A 23,781-nucleotide genomic window follows, 5' to 3' on the forward strand; every position below is an offset into this window, starting at 1 on the left:
GCTGTTCATGGAAAAGGCGAAGATGTCGCCAGCGCTCGTCTACCGGAAGTTCCGGCTGGAGCGTGCCAAGCATCTTCTCACCCAGACGGATGCTTCATTGATCGAGATTGCCCTCGAAGTCGGTTTCGAAAGCGCCGGCCATTTCTCCAGGATTTTCGCCAGGACCTACGGACAAACGCCGAGCAAGCTCAGAGCACAACACGCGACGTGAGCCATCCCGAGGCCGTCTCAGCGAAAAAAGTGCCGATTGCATGGAGACGCTGTTTTCAGGCAAGGAACCACCATCAAACCTGTCGCCCTGATCCGGTTACTGCCTTCAGATTACATGTGCCAATACCGAGTGGATGGAGTTGTTGCCGTACCCCAGTCGGTTCCACTCAGCGCGCTCAGGCTGAGTCCGGCCCGCCATGTCTGTGGCGCGCGCCCGCACCATGAGCGGCCCCGTCTCGTCCAGCCGCGTGATAAGCTCCCACCATTGCCAGGAAGAGGGCCGCTGCTCGCCAATGAGCCGCGCCTCGCGCCACGAGCCGCCATTCAGGCTTACGTCGACCCTGGATATGCACCCGACGCCCGACCACGCGACACCCCGGATCGCGGTCTCGCCAAGCGGCAGGCGCTCCCCCTCATCAGGCGAAGATATCAGCGCTCGTACATTCATAAGCTCAACCGGCGCGCGCTCGTCGCGCCCGTTCCGGGCCCAATGAAACCAGTACTTCTCCGCTTGATAGTAGGCCTCGCAGGGCTGATCGGTAACGACGATCTCGGTCAACCATTTGACGGAGGTCACCGCATACCAACCGGGCACGATCAGCCGCAACGGATAACCATGGGGCGAAGACAGCGGCTCGCCGTTCATCTCGTAGGCAAGAAGCGCCCCCGTTTCCCGGACCTGGTCGAGGCTGAGCCCACGCTCGAAGCGGATCGGCGTGTCGTGCCCGTCGACGAGCCCGCTGTCAGCGCCGCGAAATATCAATTCTGTCGCGCCCGACCGCAGGCCTGCCCTCTCCAGCACCTCCATCAGCGGAACGCCGGTCCACTCGGCGGTGCTGACGGCGCCCACCCCCCAGGGTTCGCCAGGCACGGCCGGATCGAAAAAGCTGCGGCCGTTACCGGCGCATTCCAGCGTCACCACGCGGCTTTCGGCACGAAGGTTGTGAAGCTCCCTCATGCACAGGCTCAGCGGCCTTTCGACCATACCGCCGACCGAAAGCCTGTAGGCATCGCCGTCGAGGTTCGGGATATCGAAGTGGTTACGCAGGTAGAAGCGACCGTTGGGCATCACCGCCCCACCTGCAAGGTCCGGCACTGACGTTTCACCGTTCAGCGGATGGACGCGGTGAATAAGAAGCCCGGCCTCAAGGGCATCCTGGCAGGCGTCTGCGGGGTCGAGCAACATGTCCATAGGGCTGGCATCGCAGGCGCCGCCGGAAACCACTGCAGCCCACGACGTCGCAACGGTCACTTTGACCTGACCGGCTTCGCGAAATGGAGCCAAATACGCGTCGAGAACGGCTTCGTCCGCCGCTTCCGCAATCAAGATCAACGAATGTGACCCCTGCGCAACGGCCTCCGCCTTGATCTGCACGCCGCAGCGAGCAGCGCTCGGCCGGCTCAAATGGTTCAGCAACTCCATCGCCTTGTCCGGATCGCGCGCCGGGCAAGTGTCGGGCGCGTACTCATGATGCACAATAAACAAGGCCATAGAGAACTCCGTACCAAGCCGCGTCGCCGCCGCTCTGTCCGAAGCCGGTCAAGTCTGATCCTTGAGGCGCGTCGAACTGCCGGCGGAACAAAAGATCATCCCAGTACCTGTGCGAGGCCGATAGAACCTGACGGGACCAGACAATCCATCGGACACAACGTATCACGCCCCGGCTTCGCGTTCGCCCGGAGAATGATCGCATCGCCTTCGTTTCTTGGCTGCCTGAGCAGCCTGTCGAGGCTCGTCAGTGCTTCAGGATCTGGCTGAGGAAGAGTTTCGTTCGCTCGTGCCGGGGATTGGTAAAAAACTCGTCGGGTTTTGCTTCCTCAACGATCTTCCCGGAGTTCATGAAGATCACGCGGTCAGCAACCGCCCGGGCGAACCCCATTTCGTGGGTGACGCAGACCATTGTCATGCCGTCCTTGGCAAGACCTGTCATGGTTTCGAGCACCTCCGACACCATTTCGGGATCGAGGGCTGACGTGGGCTCGTCGAACAACATCACGGCCGGCTGCATGCAGAGAGAGCGGGCAATTGCCACGCGCTGTTGCTGGCCGCCGGAAAGCTGGACCGGGAACTTGTGCGCCTGTTCCGGAATACGCACCCGTTCGAGAAACGTTAGCGCCCGTTTCCTCGCCTCGTCCTCCGGCACGCCGTTGATCCACATCGGGCCGACCATGCAGTTCATCAGAACCGTCATGTGCGGAAAGAGATTGAAGTGCTGGAACACCATGCCGACGTTGCGACGCACGTCACCGACATTGCGCATCCTGTTGTGGAGGTTGATACCGTTGACGACGATCTCACCTTCCTGATGCGCCTCCAGTCGATTGAAGCAGCGGATCAAGGTCGATTTGCCCGACCCGGACGGGCCGCAGATAACGATGCGCTCGCCTTTTCGGACCTTCAGGTTGATGTCGGTCAGGACCTGAAAGGCGCCGTACCACTTGGAAACGTTCCGGACGTCGATGATGGTTTCAGCACTCATCTGACCTTGCTCCTGGCATAGTGGCGTTCGATGCGGGACTGGATGAGCTCAAGACAAATGGACATGATCCAGTAGAGCATGGCGGCCGAGATCAGCATCTCCATGTGCTGGAAGGTCTTCTGCCCAAGCGTGCGCGCCAGGAACATCAACTCCCAGACGCCAATCACGGAAACGAGCGAGCTGTCTTTCAGCATGGAGATGAACTGGTTGCCGGTCGGCGGAATGATGACGGGAAGTGCCTGCGGCAGGATGATCTTGCGCATGGTCAGCCCAAAGCCAAAGCCGATCGACCGGGAAGCTTCCCACTGGCCGCGGTCGATGCTCTGGATGCCCGAGCGGAAGATCTCCGTCATATAGGCGCCGTAGCAGAGCGAAAGTGCGAGAATGCCGGCCGGAACCGCGTCGATGATGATGCCGAGTTGCGGCAGGCCCAGATAGATCAAATAGACCTGCATCAGGAGCGGCAGCCCGCGAAAGAACGATGTGTAGAAGCTGGCGATCGCGTAGGCAAAGCCGTTGCTCGACAGCTTGGCCACAGCGCCAAGGATCGCAATGAGCGAAGCGATTGCGATCGAGATCGCCGATACGTACACGGTGGTCACAAGGCCCTGGGCGATCAGGAAAGGCAGCTTCTGCTCGATAAAGGGCAGGCTCAAGTGAAACGTCTGGAAGAAGGCGAGAAACAGCGCGAGAAGCTCAAGCCAGACAATGGCGATCTGCACCCTGAGGCTCGCAAAGCCGATCAGAACGATGTTCAGGCAAAAAAGTGCTGCGATCACGAGGGCGATGGCGAAGCGACCATAGAAGCCGCTCTCCAACGGCTCTCCTATTACCGGGCGCATGAGTTCGCCCATCGTCGTCCCGGTCAGATTGAAGGCGGTGAAGACGAGAAGCGCTGCGGCGAACATCGTCGCGACGAACCGTGGTTTGTGGACGAGTATTTCGGACTCGACGGTATCCGGGTAAAGCATCTTGGGCCCTCTGGACAAAGTGGCGATCCGGACCGACCCGGACCGCCGGAAGTAACAGGCTACTTAACGACGGTGTAGTCGACGCCGTACCACTTCTCGGACAGCTTGCTCAGCGTGCCGTCGCTCTGCATCGCCTTGATTGCTTCAGCGATCTTGTCGTTCAGTTCCTTGTCGCCGTGTTCGATGGCGACTGCGAGCGGCTCGTAGAAGACCGGATCGCCGACCTGCTTGATCGGATAACCCGCCTTGATGGCGTCGCGGATGCTCGGCAGCGACGACACCACCGCGTCGAGGCGGACACCGTCGCCGAGGCGCAGGTCGTCGAAGGCAGTCGTCGAATTGGCGTAGGACTTCACTTCCGTCGGCTTGAACACATATTCGAAAGCCGGCGCACCGGCGGCATCGAGCGTCAATTCCTGCTTGGCGTAGGCCTCGAAGGTTGACGTCGCTGTCGTGCCGACCACCTTGCCGTCCAGGTCGATCAAGCTGACGGCGGAGCTATCCTTGTGAACTGCGACAGCAGCCGGCGTGTAATAGTAGACGGCGGGGAAATCGAAGATCTTGGCGCGTTCCTTGGTCGGCGTCATCGAGCCGATGTGCATGTCCCAGCGGCCCTGCCAGTTGCCGGCGGTGATGATGTCCCAGCCCGGGGTGACGAACTCGACGCCGACGCCGAGGCGCTTGGCGACTTCCTTGGCGACATCGACGTCGAAGCCGTCCATCTCGTTATTTTCATTCATGAAAGACTGCGGTGCCCAGTTGGCATCGGTCGCGACCTTCAGTGTTTTTGCGTCGAGCACGCGGTCGAGCACAGCGCCGGCATGGGCCGGGAGTGCCGCGAGCGAAATGGCAAGCGAGGCCGCCGCCGCAGTCAGTTTGGCGATAGTATTCATGTTGTCGTTCCCTCTTTTGTCGTTCTGGGTTCCGGCAGGGTCCTCTTCCTGCCGTCGGATTGATCTTGAGTTCTCAGGGGACCTCCGTCTTCCGGCGATACGAGGCAGTGCAAAGCTGGCCATTCCTCAAAACCGTGGAAGTCAGCGCTCTCCTTTCCGGTCCATTTCGTCTCGGACAGTGCGCGCTACCCGGAAGGCCTCGACGCCTGCGGGAATGCCGCAGTAGATCGCGATCTGGACGAGTGCCGCGCGAAGCTCATCGTCTGTCAGGCCGTTACGGATCGCCCCACGGAAATGGATGCCGAATTCATGCATGCGGTTGAGCGCGGCGAGCATTCCAAGGTTGAGCAGGCTGCGACTCTGCAGATCGAGCGCTTCATCCGTCCAGGCGGTGCCCCAGCAATATTCGTTCAGCAGATCCTGGAAGGGACGCGAAAAGGCATCGCTGTTGCCGATTGCCCGATCGACATAGTCGTCGCCAAGCACCTTGCGCCTGACTGCCTCTCCCCTTTTCCGCAGCACCTCATCCATCGACCATCTCTCCCTGGCTGAGAAACTCACCCATCAGGTCCGCGACGACATCAGGCGCTTCGATGAGGATCGAATGGCGCAGACCCGGCAGGATCCGGAGCTCTGATCCGGGGATGCGTTCGTGCATGTATTTGGCCATGCGCGGATTGGAACCGGCATCGTCCTCGCCGGTCGCGATCAGTGTCGGGCAACGGATCTGGTCAAGGAAGCCGCCGAAATCCGTCTCGGCCAGCACCCGATAGGCAGAGGCATAGCAGTCCGGATCGTTTTCGGCGTCGCGCGACCTGAGCCTTGCAATGATCTCGGGGTTGCGCTCCTGGAAATCTTCCGTCAGCCAGCGCGACAGCGAGGCATTGTGGTGATCAGCAGGCGTACCGGCCCGAAGCGCTGCGAGGCGCTCCAGAACGCGCTCGCGCTCGACCGGCGTCCGACCGGCAACGGTCGATAGCAGAACGAGCCGGCGCAGTCTGCTGAGATGGGTCAACGCCAGGCGCTGGGCGATCAGGCCGCCGAGCGAAAAGCCGGCGAGATTGAAGTCGGAAAACCCCGCCCGATCGGCAAGCGCCAACGTCTCGTTGACGAAGTCGTCGATCTCGTACCGCCCGGTGACCCGGCTCGACTGGCCGTGGCCGCGCAGATCGAAGGTCAGGATCGTGAACCGATCCTTCAACCGTTCGACCACGCCCGACCACGCCTCCAGATAGGAGCCGACGCCGTGAATGCAGACGAGCGGTTCGCCGTCCCCGTCGATGCGGTAATTGAGCGTGACCTCGCCGACCGTATGGCGCTGCATCCCTGCCATCGTCAACGTCCCACCGCGACGCGCTTCTGCTCTCTTTCGCGGGCCGCAAAGAAGGGCATGATTTCGGTGATGAACAGTTCGAGCGTCCGCTTCTGCAGCTCGAAGGGCAGGTTGAAGGTTAGGCCGAGGCAATATTGATCGACGCCGGCGGCCTCGTAGGCGAGCAGCTTCTCGATCGCCTCGTCCGGGGTGCCGAACATCAGGTTCTTGCGGATGTTTTCCGGATTGTAGTTGTCCTTGCCCTTGACCGCTTCGTACGGGATGGCTTCGGGGAACCCGTTGTGGACCGCGCCGATGTTCTGCATCAGGTTCTCGAAGGCGCGGCCGTAGTCCATGCTGTGCTTGACTGCGCGTTCCCAACCATCAGGCCGGTCGTAGACGCAGGTGCGGCGCTGCATCATGAAACGCGGCCGCGGAACTCCGGGATGATCGGCGACCGCCTTGTGGAACTTGTCGGAAAGCACCTGGATTTCCGCAGCCGGCGCAGAGAGCGGCGTGGACAGGATGCTCGCGCCGTTGGCGATCGCCCAGTCGAAGGTCCCCGGGTCGCGCGCCGCCACCCAGATCGGCGGATGCGGCTGTTGCAGCGGCTTCGGCACCGCCGCGGTGATCGGAAAGTTCCAGTATTGCCCCTCATGCGCGTAGTCGCCGGCCCAGAGTTTTTTAACCGCCGGCACGATCTCCTTCATGTAGGCCACGCCTTCCTGCTGTGGCATGCCGCCAGCCATGCGATCGAATTCGTACTGGTAGGAACCACGTGCGATACCGAACTCCAAACGCCCGTTGGTCAGGTGGTCGCAAAGCGCCGACTCGCCTGCGAGCCGGATCGGGTTCCAGTAGGGCGCCACCAGCGTCGACGTGCCCAGCCGGATGCGGTCGGTGTGCTGGGCAAGCCAGACCAGCGTCTGGAACGGGTTGGGCGAGATCGTGCATTCGAGCGTATGATGCTCCGCCGTCCAGAGCGCCTCGAAGCCGCCTTCGTCGGCAATGCGCGCGAGCTGAAGCAGGTTGCTTTTCACCCGCTCCATCGGCACGTCCGGAGAGAAGCGTTCCATCGTGAGGGAGACTGCGAACTTCATGATTTTCTGCCTTTCCTGTGCCCGAGCGGTTGTCGTTACTTCAGGCGAATGACGAAGGGGTCCTGCATCGCGCCGGAGTAATCGACGATGATGTTCTTCAGACGAGAGAACTCGTGCATGACCTCGAAGCCGCCGCGCCGGCCGTAGCCGCTTTCCTTGAAGCCACCGTTGGCGGACATGAACGAGGCGGAGCGATAGGTGTTGATCCAGACGGTGCCGGCATCGATCCGGTTGGCGAAACGCAGGGCCCGATCGATGTCCTTGGTCCAGATGCCGGACGCGAGGCCGTAGCGCGTGTCGTTGGCGAGCCGGATCATCTCCTCCTCGTCGTGAAACGGCATGACGCCGACCACGGGGCCGAAGAGTTCATCGCGCATGAAGCTCATGTCGTTTTGCGCGTCGATCATCACGGTCGGCTCGAAGTACCAGCCGCTGTCGGCAAGTCCGTCCCTGCGCGGTCGACGGCCACCGGTTGCGACCTTCGCCCCTTCCTTGACGCCGGACGCGACATAGCCCTCGACCTTCGAGAGCTGGTCGGCGAGCGCCAGCGGACCGATATCGGTATCGTCGACCGTCGGCAGACCGACGCGGATGCGTTCGGTCCTTGCAACGAGGGCATCGATGAACTTGCCGTAGACGCGCGCCTCGACGAAGCAGCGCGAACCCGCCACACAGGTCTGGCCGGCCGCTGCAAAGACACCGGAGACGACGCCGTTCACAGCGTGTTCGATTTCCACGTCGCCAAAGACCACGTGGGGAGATTTGCCGCCGAGCTCCATCGAGCAGGGTACGAGGTTTTCGGCTGCGTTTCCGGCGATGCGCCGGCCGGTGGCCGTGCTTCCGGTGAAGACGTATTTCGAAACACCGGGATGGCGGGTCAGCGCCTCGCCGGCGCTCTTTCCCGTACCCGTCACGACATTGACGACGCCGGTCGGGAAGCCCGCCTCGTGGATCAGTTCTGCCAGCGCCAGCGTCGAGGCCGTTGCGTGCTCCGAAGGCTTGATGACGACGGTATTGCCGATCGCCAGGCACGGCGCCAGCGTACCGGTCAAAAGCATCAGCGGCGAATTCCAGGGCGTGATCATGCCGACGACGCCCAAGGGTTCGCGAAGATTGAAGTTCAGCGTATCGAGGCGGTTGATCGGGATCGTCTCGCCCTGCAGCTTGTCGGCCATGCCAGCGAAGTAGTGGTAGCTGTCTGGCATGGCGCGCATCTGCGCCCGGGTTTCCTTGAGCAGCTTGCCATTGTCCCGCGTCTCGATTTCGGCGAGCGTGTCGGCGTTGGTGCGCACGAGTTCGGCAAGCCGGCGCATCAGCGCGCCGCGATCCGTCTGCGTCATGCGCCGCCAGGCCGGGTCGCGAAAGGCGGCGTTGGCTGCGGCCACGGCGGCCTCGACGTCATCCGCATCCGCCTCGGCAAGATGGTACCAGGACTCGCCCGTGGTCGGATCGAAGCTGGCGATGTAGTTGCCGTTCTTCGGCGCCACGAACTGCCCGCCGATAAACAAATGCTGGCGCGAGCCCTCGATGGAGCTGACTGTGGTTTTCATGTCATTGTCCTTGGTCTTGGGAGGTGTGACGCCAGGCGCGGGCTTGCCCGTCGATCATCGCAACGCGGCCGCCATCATCGCTGTCCATGTAGATGCCGAAGCGTCCCGCCTGCCGCTCACGCACATAGCGCCGCAGCATGGATCTGAGTTCATGGGTGGCGATCGCCTCGTAGGGCAGATCGTCTATGGAGAAGAACCGAAGATCGCCTGGCAGGTTTGTCCCCTCGCCCGCCAGCCGGGCGCGGTAGACGAGATAGCCGGGATCGCTGTCGGCAACATCGAACACCGAGTAGAGGAAGGTTTCCTCCGGCACGAGGCGAAGCGCATCGCCGCCATCGACGACGAGCTGGCTATCCGCCTTGCGACGCCGCGCCGAGGGCAGGACCCAGTTGCCCTTGCCGTCTGCGCGCAGCAGCAGCCGGTCACCCGCCTCGATCAGGTAGCCGATGATCATGCCATGAGAGGCAAGCCAGCCGTTCGGAAGCGGATCCTTGACGCTCGCGTAACGACCGCGGCAGAAACCGAGGGGTGCTGTCGGGCTCGTCCCGAATGCGCGCACCTGGCCGATCAGAACCGCATGGTCGCCGGCATCGACGGTGCTGAAGGTGGTGCAATCAAACCAGGTCAGACTGTCCGTCAGCACCGGCGCGCCGGTGTGAATATTGTCGTGGGTCACGGACTGGAACTTGTCTTGCGCCTTCGAGGCGAAGGTACCGGAGACATCGACCTGTCCCTCGTGCAGGATGTTGACTGCGAAGCACCCCGCGCTGGTGAAGGCCTGGTAGCTCGACGCCGACTTCGCGACGCAGACGAGAAGCAGCGGCGGATCCAGCGAAACGGAGGTAAAGGAGTTCGCCGTCATGCCGCGCGGCGTGCCATCCTCGTCGCGGGTCGTGATGACGGTGACGCCGGTCACGAAAGTTCCGAAGGCGCGGCGCAGCGCAATGGGATCGATCGGCGCGTCCCTCGATGCATCTTCGACCACCATGCGTTCGTACCCCCCTCTCGATCAGATTGAGAGGAGGCTAACGCTGCCATCGCCGCCGTTCTTCCGTGCTTTAGTAGGAAGAGATCGGGAACTTCTGCATTGATCCCGAGCAGGGGTGTGAAAGCCGAAAAGGGGCGTGGCGATCCCGTCGCGAAGGGCGCTTCAGGCGTAGAGAAATTTCAGGCGCGCGCCGAGGAACGGTTGTCGATGACACCGTGCAGGCGAAGCGCAAGCTCGACGGCAAACCGCTTTTCCGGCGTCTCGATGTCGATGCCGAAGAGTTCCTGGATTCGCGTCAACCGATAGCGCAGCGTCGTGACGTGCAGGCCCATCGTATCGGCGCAGGCCTGGCTTCGGCAGCCTTCCTGAAGATAGACCGACAGGGTCTCGAGGTAGGGCGTTCCGTTTTCACGATCATGGTCGGCGATGGCGCCGATGCTTTCCTGAACGAAGCCACGCACGTCAGCCGCTTCGCAGGCTGCCACCAGCATCGGGAGTGGCCCGAAATCCTGGGCCGAGATTGCCCCCGTGAGCCCAAAGGAACGACCGATGCCGATCATCCGCACGCATCGCTCCCAGGCAGCCGGATAATCGCCGAGCGAGGAGCAACGATTGCCGGCCACCACGATCGGTTCCTCGTCGAAGTAGCGACCGAGTTCCTCTGCAATGCGGCGCGTGAGCTTCACCATACGCTCCTGCCGCTTGCCATTTTCCGGAGGCACGAGGCAAACCACACCGCCGTCGATCGCGACAAGGCTCGCTTGCAGGGACGCCTGTTGCATGATGCGTGACAGCGTGTGCTCGACATCAACGGACGCGCCGCCGAACGCTTTGGTCTTTTCCGGAAAATCGACGACGATCATCTGCTGCGGCGCTGCGAAACTGAGCCCCAGGCGCTGCGCCCGCTGGGATATGTCGTTCGCGTTGCGCCAGCGCCCTTCCACCACCTCGAAGAAAAGCTCGGTCTGCGTTCGCGTTTCGAAACGGAAGCGAATGAAGCTGCGCATCATCTGCACGCTCAAAGCAAATTTGGCACTGTCGAGCATCAGGAGGTCGAGCTCGCTGAATTCTTGCGAGGTCGGAAAGATGACCAGAGCGCCAACCAGTTGCATGTCGACCGTCAGCCCCTCGATGCGCGCGGTGATCCGGAAACGCTGCTTGCCGTCATCCAGAAACAGGCTCGTCGCCTCGGCCGTTCCCCTCTCGACAGCGTCACGCGCCGCCTTCATCAGCGGCCGGGCAAGTGCGGTCGAAGCGGCCTCTTGCCAACTCGCGTCGTCGAAGAGGACCGCGTTCGGCGATTTGCCGGCCATGACCTGGTTTGCCGTGAAATCGACGACGACAGTCGGATTGGGCAACATCGTTCCGACCATGGCGGAAAGCGACGAGACCGAACCATCGGTCAGAACATGCTCCAGAAGCGAGGTGTGGGCCTTCAACGCCCGCTCCAGACGCTGGGCCGAGACCTTCTGCTTTTCCAGTTGGTGTTCGCGCTCGACGGCAACAGCCCCGAGGTGAATGACCGTGCCAAGAAAGGCGAGATCGTCTTCGGAAACGTCCGTCACCTGCCGTGCGATGACGCTCAAGACCATCGGCCGGCCCTCAGCGTCGCTGCAGTTCATCGGCATGACGAGAACGGTGCGGTAGTCGCGCTCGAAGGCCTCCTTCCGATAGCCTGGAAATTCGGCGGTTTCGCGCGCGTCGCGGATGTAGACGGGTTCATTTCGCTGCAGAGCGATGAGCGACGGACTTGTTGCCAGCTCCCATTTGTCGGGGAGCGACCGCTGGATCAATGTCGGGTCGTACCGCACGATGACATGCGCATAACCATGGGCCGCATCAATGCCCATGATCGATCCTAAAGACCAGTTCGCATGGCGACACGCAGCCGCAATGAGCTGCTGCAGCACCGTCTGGAGATCGCCACCGCTGTTGATCTGACTGGCGACGTCGCGGAGCGCCAGTATCCGGGACTTCTGATCCAAAACGTCTCGCCTCTTGACATCTATCAACCAACCATGCGCCCGGCCAAGGCCAAAGTCTACTCCGCTTCCGCGAAGTCCCGGCGCACATCTTCCGACGAAATGGAGGAAGCACCATCAGACGATCCCGCTAGGGTGCGAAGCAATCCCAACAAGCGGAAACGGCAAATCAAATGACCATCGGCATTCGAAAAATCTGCACATTCCTTGAAGAAACGCTGGTGGAGGGCGGCAAGGCGGCACCCCGCCCCGTCAATATCGTTGTGGTCGCGGCAGTGATCCAGAATCCCTGGGCAGGCCGCGGCTTCGTCGAGAACCTCAGGCCAGAAATCATCCGGATCGCCAGCGACCTCAGCCATGAGATGACAGGACGGCTGCTGCACCAAATGCAGCCGGAACGGATCGAGGCTTGCGGCAAGGCAGCTGCGGTCGGCATCAATGGCGAAATCGAGCACGCCTCGGCGATGATCCATACCCTGCGCTTCGGCAATCCTTTCCGCGAAGCGATCGGCGGCACGAACTACCTCGAGTTCGCCAACACCCGCAACGCACCGGGTGCGCTTCTCTCCCTGCCGATGATGCACAAGAGCGAGAGCGGCAAACGCTCACATTTCCTGACGGCCAATTTCCAGATCGCAGACGCCCCGGGTCCGGACGAAATCATCGTCGCGATCGGCGCCTCCGACAACGGTCGCGCCCATGCCCGCATTGCCGACCGTTTCCAGGACATCGCCGAAATGGATGCGGAAAAGGCTGCATTGTCCGGCAAGGCTTGATAAGAGCAGACAAGACGAGTTGCGCGGGAGTTTGGCATGAAGCTTGATGCGATCGACCTGCGCATTCTCGATGCAATCCAGCGGGATGGCCGCATCACCAAACTAGCGCTCGCCGAAAAGGCGGGCCTTTCGCCTACCCCCTGCTGGATGCGGCTGCGCAAGCTGGAAAAGGCCGGCATCATCAGCGGCTACCATGCGCATGTGGCATTGCGGCGGGTCGCACCGGTTGCAAGCGTGATGGTCGAACTGACGCTCGCCAACCACCGCCAGGGCGACTTTGACCGGTTCGAACGCGCCGTTCGGGACATCCCGGAAATCGTCTGCTGCTGGTCGGTTGGCGGCGGCGTCGATTACATCCTGAAAATTGTTGCCGCCGACATCGACGCCTATCAGCGCCTGATCGATGCGCTTCTCGACCGCGAACTCGGCATCGCGCGCTATTTCACCTACATCGTCACCAAGACCGTCAAGGAAGAACCCGTGCTTCCCGTGTCCTTGCTGGTGGCCGACGAAGCCTAGAGCGCCGTGCGTTCATTCGAACGCACAAAGGACGCACTAGCACTCTGATTCTTGGGCATCTTTCCGCCTGCACGTAATTCCACCTGACGGCAGGATGCTCTAGCTCTTCCTCTAAAAATCCCCATCGCGGCGCGAGCTGCCCCCATTGCGCGCCTCCGTATTTGCCGTTCCCCGAGATAGTCATTCTCTCTCATCCACCGGGTGCTCTTGGACAGATTGTCTCTCGTCACGGCCTTCAATGGACAATCTCTCTCCAGCCGCCGTGAACAATCGACGACGACAGAAGAGAGGAATCGCCAATGACAGCCGTGTTTGCCCGCCCCGATTATCACGAGGCCCTGTCTCGCCTGCGCGATCGCCACCTGCTGCGCAATCTTTCCTATGTCGACGGCCGCTGGACCGGATCGCGCAACGGCGCCAATTTCGAGGTAACCGACCCTGCTTCGAACATCTCGCTCGCCTGGGTGGCAAGTCTTGGCGCAGAAGAAACGGAGCGTGCGATCGATGCAGCAGAGAAAGCCCTGTCGCGATGGCGGGCATTGTTGCCTCAGGAGCGGGCAACCATCCTGCGCAAGTGGTTCGAGCTGATCATCGCTGCCAAGCAGGACCTGGCGTTGATCATGACGCTGGAACAGGGCAAGCCGCTTTGCGAATCCCTCGGCGAAATCGACTACGCCGCCTCCTTCGTCGAATGGTACGCCGAAGAGGGAAAGCGGCTGAATGCCGAGAGCGTGACCAGCCATCTGCCCGGCGCGGAGATGATCGTGCGGCGTGAGGCGCTTGGCGTCGTCGGCATCGTGACGCCCTGGAACTTCCCGTCGGCGATGATCACACGCAAGGCAGCAGCAGCGCTCGCCGCGGGTTGTACCGTCGTGGCGCACCCATCGTCCGAAACGCCGCTTTCGGCCTTGGCGCTGGCCGAGCTCGGGGAGCGCGCCGGTCTGCCCGCGGGCGTCTTCAATGTGGTCACCGGCGATGCAGCGACGATCGTCGGACGGCTCTGCGAAGACAAGCGGGTACGGGCAATCAGTTTCACCGGCTCCACGGCCATCGGCAAGTTGATCGCCGAGCAATGCGCCCCAACCATGAAGCGCCTGGTGATGGAGCTTGGGGGCCATGCGCCGCTAATCATCTTCAGCGATGCCGATTTGGATCGAGCCGTCGACATCGCCGTCAACGCGAAGTTTGCCACGTCCGGACAGGATTGCCTTGCCGCCAACCGCATCTTCGTCGAGCGGCCGATACTTGCCAAATTCAACGCGGCTCTCGCCCGTCGTGTCGCCGCCTTGAAGGTTGGCGATGGCCTGACGGAGGGAAGCGCGATCGGTCCATTGATGCACGCCCGCGCGGTGGCGAAAGCCGAGGAGCATGTGGCCGACGCCCTGCACCACGGAGCGACACTCATCGCCGGCGGCAAGCGCCATCCGGCGGGCTCCAACTTCTTCGAACCGACCCTACTGACGGACGTGCCAGACGAGGCGCTGATCATGCGCGAGGAAACGTTCGGCCCGGTCGCAGCGGTCACGGCCTTCGACAGCGAGGCCGAAGTGATCGCACGAGCAAACGACACCGAATACGGCCTTGTCGCCTATGTCGTGACGGAAAACGGCGCGCGTCAGATGCGGCTCGGCCGGGCGCTCGAATACGGCATGATCGCTATCAACCGCGTGAAGATCACCGGCGGCCCGATCCCCTTCGGCGGCTGGAAGCAATCGGGCCTCGGGCGTGAGGGTTCGCGCCACGGCATCGAGGCCTTCACCGAGCTCAAATATCTCTGCATCGACACCGCCGCCTGATCGCTGGCGCCCGCATTCTATTCGCGAAAGGAAACACCATGCTCGACCGGAACAACGAAACTGCCGCCTGGGACCGTGACCACTTCTTCCATCCGTCCACACACATGGGCATGCATGCCCGCGGCGAGACCCCAACCCGCGTGATCGCCGGCGGCGAAGGCGCCTATATTACCGACACCAACGGCCGCACCAGCCTCGACGCCTTCGCCGGGCTCTATTGCGTCAATGTGGGCTATGGCCGGCAGAAGATTGCCGACGCCATTGCCGAGCAAGCCAAGAACCTGGCCTATTATCACGCCTATGTCGGCCACGGCACCGACGCGTCGATCAGACTGTCGAAGATGATCATCGATCGTGCGCCTGAGGGCATGAGCCGTGTCTATTTCGGCCTGTCAGGCTCGGATGCCAACGAGACCAACATCAAGCTGATCTGGTACTACAACAACATCCTTGGGCGCCCCGAGAAGAAGAAGATCATCTCGCGTTGGCGCGGTTATCACGGCTCCGGCGTCATGACCGGCTCGCTGACAGGACTGCATCTCTTCCACAACGCCTTCGACCTGCCGCGCGCGCCGATCCTTCACACCGAAGCGCCCTACTTCTTCCGCCGCCCGGACCGCTCGATGAATGAGGAGCAGTTCTCGCAATATTGCGCCAACAAGCTCGAGGAGATGATCCTGGCCGAAGGTCCAGAGACGATCGCCGCCTTCATCGGCGAACCGATCCTCGGCACCGGCGGCATCGTGCCCCCGCCGAAGGGCTACTGGCAGAAGATCCAGGAGGTCCTCGAAAAATACGACATCCTGCTTGTCGCAGACGAGGTCGTGACCGGCTTTGGCCGTCTCGGAACGATGTTCGGTTCCGACCACTACGGCATGAAGCCCGACCTCATCACCATCGCCAAGGGGCTCACTTCGGCCTACGCACCACTCTCCGGCACGATCGTGTCCGACAAGGTCTGGCAGGTTCTCGTCCAGGGTTCCGATGAGTTGGGCGCTATCGGCCACGGATGGACCTATTCGGCTCACCCGATCTGCGCAGCCGCGGGCGTAGCAAACCTCGAACTGATCGACGAGTTGGGCCTGGTTGAGAACGCAGGCAGCACGGGCGCCTATTTTCGTGCCGAACTGGCAAACGCTCTTGGTGACCACAAACACGTGGGCGAGGTTCGCGGCGACGGCCTGATGGCCGCGATCGAGTTCGTCGAGGACAAGGACGATCGGGCCTTCTTCGATCCGGCAAAGAAGGTCGGCCCGCAGATCGCTGCTGCTCTCCTCGAACGCGGCGTCATCGGTCGCGCCATGCCGCAAGGCGATATCCTTGGCTTTGCGCCGCCACTCTGCCTCACGAGGCAAGAGGCCGACATCGTCGTCAAAGCGGCCGCAGCCGCGATCGCGACCGTTCTTGGCTAGGCATGTCGCGAGGCGCATGGACCGTTACTTCTCGCGCCCACTTCGCTCAGGTATTCATCCACACCTCACCTGCCCGGCCGCGCCAGCGACCGGGCAATGTCGTCCCAGGCAACACCTGTCCAATCGTGAGATCGACGTCGCGCCCTGGTTTAAGCTCGAAGTGCGGCTCGGAAGGTCCGGACGACGGCGGCTGCCCCTATGGTGCAGCAGGGGACACGGGTGCACCCCTGAAAAACGAGTCATAGAGCTCAGCGACACGCGCAAGCGGATAGGAGCTCTCGACCCGGCGCTTGGCCGCCACGGCAAGCATTGCATATTCTGATGGCCCGAGGGCCAGCATGCGGCCCATTGCATCGGCCAATGCCAGGACGTCGCCGGGCGGAACGATGAAACCGCTGTCGCCGACGATGACGGCTGCGTCGCCCACATCAGTCGAAATCACCGGTTTGCCGAAACTCATCGCCTCGGCAACGACATTGGGAAATCCTTCCGTGCGCGACGAAAGGACCAGAGCGTCGATGTCGCGATAAAAGTGTGCCATGTCTGAAACGTTTCCGCGAAGGTCGATGGCACCCAAGGGCAGACCTGCCTCAGCAATCATCTGGCGAACGCTGGGGTTATCGAGCGTCAGGCCAGCACCGGCAACGATGAAACGGATCGCAGGGTGGCTGCGGTGGGCCTGTGCTGCGGCTGCGAAAAAGGTCGCGTAGTCCTTCTGCGCGTGCAGCCGCCCGGCGATGCCGAAAACTTCGGGCCGACGGGCCTCCACAGGCGCTGCCTGCACGAAATCGAAGCCATTGGGGATCGTGACGAGGTTCCGATTGCGGTAGCCGAATTGTCGGTGCAGATGGAGGGCGCGCGACGAATTGAAGACGATGCCCGCTGGCCCACGCGACAAAAGACGCGTCAACCGCAGCGCCGTACGGGTGCTCGCGCTGAAGGATCCCATGTCGTCCAACGACTGCCTGACGTTCCAGTAGACCGGCACCTCGTCAGCGACCCGCCAAGCGGCCAACTGTCCGACGACCATTGCGTGGTAGAGCCAGCACATCAAGGCATCCGGCCGTTCTTTTTGGATGAGCTGGCGAACCGTGAGAACCGATTTCATCATTCCGGCGGTCGACCGGACCTGCAAGGAACGAACATCGAGACCATGATCGGCAATTAATTGTCGGTGTCGGTCGGAGACATCCATGAGAGACACGATGATCGGACGCTCGCCGCCGATAACACTCGCAAGTCGCAGCAGCATGACCTCCGCACCACCGGTGCCCATCATGTTGGTTATGAGATGCATTACGCGCATGCTTGCCGTTTCCCGCCCTGCCATTTCAATGTGACGCCGCCATGTCGCGTCCGTCCGCTTGTCCGATCATCGCGTGTCTTCTGCCGCCGCTTGCGGCTTGATGGGCACTTCCGTGTGCCTGACCGTCGGATCGGCGCGCTGATCAAAAGCCGCGCGATCTTCCGTCAGAACCGCATCTGCGGCGAGCATCCCCGCGAGCGTAGCCCAGTCAGAGCCCGGCCTGTTGACGTGATAGAGCGTCGGGTATCTCGCCAGGCTTTTCAGGAGGGTCAGTCGTCTCTCCGTCTGCTGCTCGCGCCAACTGGCTGCGGCATTGGTGCGTTGCAGGCGACGAACAGAAGAGCCAATCAGTCTCCCAGGGTGGACCAGCCCCGCCCCGGCGAGTTCCTTTAGTGTGCGTTTGGTGAGCGCCTCGTCGTCCATTTGCATGATGGGGTCGTCGGCCTGGCAGAAGAACTCGATGCAGAGGCTTGTATGACCTGGTGGCACCATTGCACCGCCAAAAGCCGCATAGTTGGTGATGCGCCCGATGGCCGTCATGGGATCGTTGACCTCCAACCAGGCGTGTGGAAACTGCGGTGGCTCGTCTAGAAAAAGATAAACGAGGATTACGCTGCGCCGGGCTTCGCGGCCATCCACGTCGTTCGGGCCGGCGCCGAGCAACTCGGTCAGCCTTTCAATAGGCAGGCTGGAAATCAAGTGGCGGCTCGCTCGACGGTGAACAACGCCGGACTCCAGAAACTCGATCTCGAATGATCCGTCCGGCTGGGGTCGGATAGCCCGAACCTCAGCGTTGAACCGGATCCGGCCGCCACGGGCATCAATCTCACCACGCAGCGCCTCGAAGATCTGCCCGGTGCCATGCGTCGGGTGACGCCAGGCCGCTTGAGTTTGCACGCCCCCGCGTCGTGCGAGACGTAAGGCCTGTCGCGCAATTTCGAACGAGCGGGATCGCCTGGGGGTGGCTTCGTCCTCAATTTCCGGGACGGGCATTTCCTGCCAGCGGCGGCCGCGGAATTTCTCCCAATAGCCCTGCGCCAGCAACTCGGCAAACACCCGTCCAACACGACCATGCCAATAGGCCTCGTAGGATGTCGGTGAGCGCGCCGCTGCGCGCGCCCAGCCTCCGAGCATCGACAGCCCCCCGCGGACCAACCACGGAACAGGGATGCCGCGCAGAATTCCGCGGTATTTGTCAGACAATTCGAGGATGCGTCCACGATAAAGGCTGCCAACACGATGGGGATATGGACCGTACGCGCTACCAAGCGCCTCGTTCCAAAGCGTATCGACCTCGGGAAACCGGGTGTAGAGTTCCTTGCGACCAAGATCGACGATGAACTCACGCCACCGGAACGACCGCATCAATCCACCGACATCATCGTCCCGCTCAAGCACAAGCGGCTGAAGGCCGCCACGACAAAGTGCGAGTGATGCCGCAAGGCCCGAGGGGCCGGCCCCGAGCACGATGACGTGTTCATCACTTACATGGATACCGGCATCTGACAAATTCGCTCCTTCATGGGGGCAGATAAGCATCCTTGTCGCGACACCTCGGGCTGGCGATGTCGGCGGTCGTTAAATAATCCCGCTTGCTGAGTTTGCCGCATTACAATACGCTGTCAAGAAATACAAAATCTAAAGACTGCGTCTCCGGCATAAAAATACGGGATGTCGCCTTACAATTAATAATAACTCGATTTATGTAAGCAACAATACTTACGGGATAAGTCTAATGGGCGACGGAGGGGGGTTTGTCCTGTCTCTGGATTTCGAGCTTATGTGGGGCGTCAACGATTCCCGCACGATCGCCAGTCATGGCCGCAACGTCCTTGGCGTTCGCTCCATGGTACCAAGGATGCTTGACCTGCTCGATCGACACGAGCTTGGCTGCACTTGGGCGACGGTCGGGTTTCTCTTCTGCGACGATCGGGACGAACTTCTTGCTCGACTGCCCGCGATCCGCCCGTCCTATCGCAATCCGCGTCTCTCGAATTACTCCTACCTGAACGGAGTTGGCGCGGACGAAAGCAAGGATCCCTACCATTTTGCCCCAAGCCTGATCCGGAGCATCAGCAGGCGACCGCGTCAGGAGATCGCCACGCATACATTCTCTCACTACTACTGCCTTGAAGAGGGACACACGCGCGAGGCTCTCGCCGCTGACCTTAATGCCGCGATCGATGTCGCCGCTGCCAAAGGATATCCTATCCGCACCATCGTCTTCCCACGCAACCAGGTCAGCGCCGAGGCGCTGGCGGTCTGCCGCGAAGCCGGAATTACGGTCTACCGGGGAACGGGGCGCGCAGCTGGCGGTGGAGGCGTCGCTCGCGACAGAGAAGGCGTTCTTCGGCGGGCCGTTCGACTTGCCGACAGCTATCTTGAAATGGGGGCGCGGCGAGAACTTGAGGTCGAGAGGCACGACGGGATGTGCAACGTGCCCGCGAGCCTTTTCCTGAGACCCTTCTCGCATCGACTGGCCGCCGGCGAGGGGCTGAAGCTACAACGGATATTGAAAGCCATGCGCCGTGCCGCACGACGAGGTGGCGTGTTTCATCTGTGGTTTCATCCAGAAAATTTCGGCGTCGATCAGGACGAGAATTTCGAAACCATGTCGGCTATTGCCGCAGAAGCCGCGCGCCTGCGCGAGCGTTACGGCTGGCCGACACTCAACATGGCCGAAGCCGCCGCTTGGGCCGAACGGCAAGACGCGACAATCGGGGCCGAAGGCAGTTAGCACCTTGGCAATTCGCACCGAAAACCGCTTGCCGACCTACCGTGGGGGATAGATGCAGTGACAGCAACGGCCCGTGACAGACCTGAGGTGGACAACCGTTCTCCCCGGATCGCCGTCATTGCGAGCCTCACTTCGTCGCTGGTGAATTTTCGCCTGGAGTTGCTGCGTGGCCTTCGGCAGCGTGGCTGCGATGTTTATGCGCTGGGACCGGACGACGACGCGGAAACGACCGCTGTGCTTGAAAGCCTCGGAGTTCACTACATCCGCATACCACTGGCTCGCACAGAAACCGGACCGATCGAAGATCTGATGACCTTCGCAGCACTGGCGCGCATCTTTCGGAAAATCCGCCCCGACATCATTCTGCCCTACACCATGAAACCTATTATTTACGCCGGCCTCGCGGCCAGGTTCACGGGCGTGCCGCGCCGCTTCGCGTTGGTAACGGGTCTCGGCTATGTCTTCGTTGATCGCATACACACCCTGCGCACATCTGCGTTGCTGTGGCTGAGCGTCAAATTGTATCGCATGGCTCTGAGGGGCGTTGAGCGCGTTTTCGTCTACAACGAAACCGATGCGGCCGAACTGCGGACGCGCGCGATCGTCTCAGAAGACGTTCTCACACTGGTACCCGGATCTGGCGTCGACACCAAACGGTTTGCGGAGTGCCCGCGGCCGATCGGAAACCCGGTTTTCCTCATGGTCGCACGCCTTTTGCATGACAAGGGCGTGAAGGAATTCGTCGCGGCAGCAAAGATCCTTCGCGCCCGCCATCCGCAAGCCCGGTTCAAGCTGCTCGGGCCATTCGATTCCAATCCCGCCGCGATCTCCCGCGACGAAGTGGACCGCTGGGTCGCTGAAGGTGCGATAGAGTATCTCGGCCAGACGAAGGATGTTCGCCCCCATCTTGCCGACTGCTCTGTCTTCGTCTTGCCCTCCTACAGGGAAGGGCTGTCACGCACCATTCTGGAGGCGATGGCGACGGGAAGAGCGGTGGTAACGAGCGATGCTCCCGGCTGCGCAGAGCCCGTCAAGCATGGCGTTACCGGCTATGTGACCCCTGTCAGAAACGTCGATGCGCTCGCGCAGGCCATGGAGAGATTTCTCGCAGACGCCACCTTGATTGAAACCATGGGCGCTGAAGCGCGCCGCCGCGCCGTGGAACGCTACGACGTTCACGCGGTGAATAACGTGCTTTTCGCCGGTCTGGGGTTGAACTCGGCGCTCGCAACGTCGTCGGACAGCAGTTTTCCGCTACAGGGGGCACGCGTTTCGTGAGCAGTTTCGCCGTGAAGGAGCGTATCGCCGTCGTCGGACTTGGCTATGTGGGATTGCCGGTGGCCGTCGCATTCGCGCGCGTCGCGGAGCATGTCGTGGGTTTCGATATCTCACAACGGCGAGTGACGTCACTGGAAACCGGACGCGATGACACCGGCGAAATTTCGGGCTCGGAACTCGCAGAGACGCGACTGAAGATTTCGAATGATCCGGAGTGCCTCTCAGAGGCGACGCTGTACATTCTGACTGTGCCAACACCGGTCGACAAGGCGCAGCGCCCAGATTTCACTCCCCTGCTTTCGGCCTGCCGCGCGGTCGCTCCCTATCTGACACCAGGGGCAATCGTCGTGCTTGAGAGCACGGTTTTTCCAGGTGCAACCGAAGAGATTTGCGGTCCGGCACTGGAACACGCCTCCGGCCTAACATGCGGTCGGGACTTTTTCCTCGGATATTCGCCGGAGCGGATCAACCCGGGCGACCGCGTTCACCGGCTGGAGACGATCGTCAAGGTCGTCGCGGGGCAGAATTTGGCGGCCCTCGAGCGGATCGCAACCGCATACGGCGCCATCATCCAGGCCGGCATCCACCGCGCCAGTTCCATCCGCGTGGCCGAAGCGGCCAAGGTCATCGAGAACACCCAACGCGACATCAACATCGCGCTGATGAACGAACTGGCGATGATCTTCGAACGACTTGCCATTCCGACAGGTGAGGTTCTTGCAGCCGCCGGGACCAAGTGGAACTTTCTGCGTTTCACGCCCGGGCTGGTCGGCGGACACTGTATCGGTGTCGACCCGTACTATCTGACGGCAAAGGCCGAGGAAGTCGGCTACCGTCCCGAAGTCATCCTCGCGGGTCGCAGGATCAACGACGGAATGGGGCGATTTGTAGCGCAGAAAGCAGTGAAACTGATGGTCGAAATGGGCATTGCACTCAGCACGGCCCGGGTCGGCGTTCTCGGGCTGACCTTCAAGGAGAATGTGCCGGACCTGCGCAACTCCCGAGTACCCGATATTGTCGACGAATTGCGCAGCTTCGGGATCCGGGCTCTCGTTCACGACCCGCATTGCTCGGCGCACGAGGCGAAACACGAATATGGCATCGCTCTTGATGACCTTTCGCACTTCGAGAAATTGCAGGCGCTGATCCTCGCCGTGCCGCACGACACCTATCTTGCCAATGATGGGGAGATCGGCCGGATGCTTGATCGCGGTGGCGTGCTTGTCGATGTCAAGGGAGCGCTGACTGGCGCACAGATCCCTGACGATATCCGGCACTGGAGCCTTTGAGGCAGCGGGTTACCCAGATATTTGCGACAGCCATTCGTGTAGCGCGCGCCGCAACGCTCCGACATCAGGAGAGGCATGACAACGCGCTGAGCGACTTCAGTCCGCACAATTGCAGCCTTATACAAAAACCAGCTACATGACATTTTTCTAATAATAAACTACACTGTGCGCGACGTTGAGGCACGACCTCAGATTGAATTTTTGTTTTCATCTTAAACCATTGTACCGTAAGCAATTTTTTGGCGGATCGTGCCATGGTTGAATTAAGACGTTTTCGCAAATCTCTTTGGCTCTTGATGAGCCTCTCGGCGATTTCGGTCGCAATACTGAATTCGCGGTTCATCTTCGTTGATATTCACACCATATTTCATCGCGCTATTGATCACCTCGCGCATGAAAAGTTCGAGTTGTATCTGCACCTTTCTACAGCGCCGGTGCTTCTTGTCGGTGGGGCACTTCTTTTCTTTGACCGGCTCCCGCAACGGCACCCCACTGTTCACCGCTGGGGCGGCCGCGCGTACATTCTGACGGTACTTGTCACCTCGATCGCAACACTCAAGATGAGCCTGAACGAAACCGAGGGGCCCCTGACTGTCTTCGGCTTCTCCGTCCTGTCGATCCTATGGTTCGTCACGGCCGCTCTTGCCTGGTTGCGGGCTGTGCAAGGGCGATATGCTCGTCATTCTGAATGGATGATCCGAAATTACGCCCTCACCCTTACGAATGTGACATTCCGCGGTGAGTTGCATCTATTGCTTTGGCTTGGGGCGGACTTCGACCTCATCTATGAGCCACTGCGAGCGCTACAGTTTGTTCCAAACCTCCTGATCGCCGAATTGCTGATTCAAACTGCATTCTTCACAAGCCCGAATTGGCGGGACCTGCTCCGCGCCGACGGCTACCGCCGGCGACGAGACAGGCAACTTACGTCTCAGCCGGTGCGAGAACTCTCACTTCAGTTGCCGCCAAGCGAATCGCCGTCGCCTTAGTCGGCGGCGAGTGCAATCAACCGAATGCCGTATCTGGCCGTCGAAGGATCGTTGCGACGCTGGAGAACTCAACCGTCTTCTCATGCGAAGGAGGTCTGGGCAGCGCCCAGGCAATTGCGAACCTCCAAACCTTATCAGCGATAATTGAGCGCCCGGGTCAAACGGGACGCGTTCCTTTCGCGGCCCGACGAAG

Annotated in this window: 22 protein-coding genes; 10 read left to right on the plus strand and 12 right to left on the minus strand. The window is 61.3% G+C overall.

The window, feature by feature from the left end; translation table 11 throughout:
* The coding region (locus tag VGO04_RS17845) for a helix-turn-helix domain-containing protein (protein WP_327497314.1) at positions 1-211 on the plus strand (211 nt) is incomplete at its 5' end.
* A 105-nt stretch (positions 212-316) separates the two neighbouring features.
* Here VGO04_RS17845 and VGO04_RS17850 read toward each other — a convergent pair.
* The 10 genes from VGO04_RS17850 to VGO04_RS17895 all read right to left on the minus strand — a co-directional run bounded on the left by VGO04_RS17850 (position 317) and on the right by VGO04_RS17895 (position 11,489).
* The gene (locus tag VGO04_RS17850) at positions 317-1,702 is read right to left on the minus strand and encodes a sulfite oxidase (protein WP_327497315.1); all 1,386 of its coding nucleotides are present in this window, start codon (positions 1,700-1,702) and stop codon (positions 317-319) included.
* Positions 1,703-1,946: 244 nt separating this feature from the next.
* Entirely contained in the window at positions 1,947-2,690 is a 744-nt protein-coding gene (locus VGO04_RS17855; RefSeq protein ID WP_327497317.1) for an amino acid ABC transporter ATP-binding protein, read from the minus strand.
* On the minus strand, positions 2,687-3,661 hold the full coding sequence (locus VGO04_RS17860) for an amino acid ABC transporter permease (RefSeq protein WP_327497318.1): 975 nt from the start codon (positions 3,659-3,661) through the stop codon (positions 2,687-2,689). Before VGO04_RS17860 ends, VGO04_RS17855 begins: the two co-directional genes overlap by 4 nt.
* Positions 3,662-3,720: 59 nt before the next feature.
* On the minus strand, positions 3,721-4,554 hold the full coding sequence (locus VGO04_RS17865) for a transporter substrate-binding domain-containing protein (RefSeq protein ID WP_327497319.1): 834 nt from the start codon (positions 4,552-4,554) through the stop codon (positions 3,721-3,723).
* A gap of 141 nt (positions 4,555-4,695) precedes the next feature.
* Positions 4,696-5,085 carry a carboxymuconolactone decarboxylase family protein gene (locus VGO04_RS17870; RefSeq protein ID WP_327497320.1) on the minus strand — a complete coding sequence of 130 codons (390 nt, stop codon included), beginning with the start codon at positions 5,083-5,085 and terminating at the stop codon, positions 4,696-4,698.
* On the minus strand, positions 5,078-5,887 hold the full coding sequence (locus VGO04_RS17875; RefSeq protein WP_327497321.1) for an alpha/beta fold hydrolase: 810 nt from the start codon (positions 5,885-5,887) through the stop codon (positions 5,078-5,080). Before VGO04_RS17875 ends, VGO04_RS17870 begins: the two co-directional genes overlap by 8 nt.
* Before the next feature lie 2 nt (positions 5,888-5,889).
* Positions 5,890-6,966 (minus strand): LLM class flavin-dependent oxidoreductase, encoded by a 1,077-nt coding sequence (locus VGO04_RS17880; protein WP_327497322.1) that lies wholly within the window; start codon positions 6,964-6,966, stop codon positions 5,890-5,892.
* A 35-nt stretch (positions 6,967-7,001) separates the two neighbouring features.
* A complete protein-coding gene (locus VGO04_RS17885) occupies positions 7,002-8,516 on the minus strand; it encodes an aldehyde dehydrogenase (protein ID WP_327497323.1) in 1,515 nt (504 codons plus the stop codon).
* 1 nt (position 8,517) lies between these two features.
* On the minus strand, positions 8,518-9,501 hold the full coding sequence (locus VGO04_RS17890) for a flavin reductase (RefSeq protein ID WP_327497405.1): 984 nt from the start codon (positions 9,499-9,501) through the stop codon (positions 8,518-8,520).
* A 182-nt stretch (positions 9,502-9,683) separates the two neighbouring features.
* Positions 9,684-11,489 (minus strand): helix-turn-helix domain-containing protein, encoded by a 1,806-nt coding sequence (locus VGO04_RS17895; RefSeq protein ID WP_327497324.1) that lies wholly within the window; start codon positions 11,487-11,489, stop codon positions 9,684-9,686.
* Here VGO04_RS17895 and VGO04_RS17900 point away from each other — a divergent pair.
* The 5 genes from VGO04_RS17900 to VGO04_RS17920 all read left to right on the plus strand — a co-directional run bounded on the left by VGO04_RS17900 (position 11,379) and on the right by VGO04_RS17920 (position 15,989).
* Complete coding sequence (locus tag VGO04_RS17900; protein WP_327497415.1) at positions 11,379-11,663, plus strand: hypothetical protein; 285 nt, start codon at positions 11,379-11,381, stop codon at positions 11,661-11,663. The genes VGO04_RS17895 and VGO04_RS17900 overlap by 111 nt on opposite strands.
* Complete coding sequence (locus VGO04_RS17905; RefSeq protein ID WP_327497325.1) at positions 11,660-12,262, plus strand: amino acid synthesis family protein; 603 nt, start codon at positions 11,660-11,662, stop codon at positions 12,260-12,262. The genes VGO04_RS17900 and VGO04_RS17905 overlap by 4 nt, the downstream gene beginning before the upstream one ends.
* 36 nt (positions 12,263-12,298) lie before the next feature.
* Positions 12,299-12,781 (plus strand): Lrp/AsnC family transcriptional regulator, encoded by a 483-nt coding sequence (locus tag VGO04_RS17910; protein ID WP_327497326.1) that lies wholly within the window; start codon positions 12,299-12,301, stop codon positions 12,779-12,781.
* Between the two features lie 299 nt (positions 12,782-13,080).
* Positions 13,081-14,577: an NAD-dependent succinate-semialdehyde dehydrogenase gene (locus VGO04_RS17915; protein WP_327497327.1), complete on the plus strand. Its 1,497-nt coding sequence runs from the start codon at positions 13,081-13,083 to the stop codon at positions 14,575-14,577.
* Positions 14,578-14,615: 38 nt separating this feature from the next.
* The gene (locus VGO04_RS17920; RefSeq protein WP_327497328.1) at positions 14,616-15,989 is read left to right on the plus strand and encodes an aspartate aminotransferase family protein; all 1,374 of its coding nucleotides are present in this window, start codon (positions 14,616-14,618) and stop codon (positions 15,987-15,989) included.
* Positions 15,990-16,185: 196 nt separating this feature from the next.
* Here VGO04_RS17920 and VGO04_RS17925 read toward each other — a convergent pair whose 3' ends face one another.
* Both VGO04_RS17925 and VGO04_RS17930 read right to left on the minus strand, forming a co-directional pair.
* Positions 16,186-17,295: a glycosyltransferase gene (locus VGO04_RS17925; protein WP_327497329.1), complete on the minus strand. Its 1,110-nt coding sequence runs from the start codon at positions 17,293-17,295 to the stop codon at positions 16,186-16,188.
* Between the two features lie 66 nt (positions 17,296-17,361).
* Positions 17,362-18,804: an FAD-dependent oxidoreductase gene (locus VGO04_RS17930; protein WP_327497330.1), complete on the minus strand. Its 1,443-nt coding sequence runs from the start codon at positions 18,802-18,804 to the stop codon at positions 17,362-17,364.
* 226 nt (positions 18,805-19,030) lie between these two features.
* Between VGO04_RS17930 and VGO04_RS17935 the strand changes: the two genes are divergently transcribed.
* From VGO04_RS17935 to VGO04_RS17950, 4 genes are all read left to right on the plus strand, one after another.
* Positions 19,031-20,032 (plus strand): polysaccharide deacetylase family protein, encoded by a 1,002-nt coding sequence (locus tag VGO04_RS17935; RefSeq protein ID WP_327497331.1) that lies wholly within the window; start codon positions 19,031-19,033, stop codon positions 20,030-20,032.
* Positions 20,033-20,089: 57 nt separating this feature from the next.
* Positions 20,090-21,310 carry a glycosyltransferase family 4 protein gene (locus tag VGO04_RS17940; RefSeq protein ID WP_327497332.1) on the plus strand — a complete coding sequence of 407 codons (1,221 nt, stop codon included), beginning with the start codon at positions 20,090-20,092 and terminating at the stop codon, positions 21,308-21,310.
* On the plus strand, positions 21,307-22,599 hold the full coding sequence (locus tag VGO04_RS17945; RefSeq protein WP_327497333.1) for a nucleotide sugar dehydrogenase: 1,293 nt from the start codon (positions 21,307-21,309) through the stop codon (positions 22,597-22,599). Before VGO04_RS17940 ends, VGO04_RS17945 begins: the two co-directional genes overlap by 4 nt.
* A 254-nt stretch (positions 22,600-22,853) precedes the next feature.
* Complete coding sequence (locus VGO04_RS17950; RefSeq protein ID WP_327497334.1) at positions 22,854-23,588, plus strand: DUF2306 domain-containing protein; 735 nt, start codon at positions 22,854-22,856, stop codon at positions 23,586-23,588.
* Positions 23,589-23,781 lie beyond the last annotated feature (193 nt).

The sequence above is a fragment of the Ensifer sp. genome (assembly GCF_035999185.1).
GTDB lineage: Bacteria > Pseudomonadota > Alphaproteobacteria > Rhizobiales > Rhizobiaceae > Ensifer.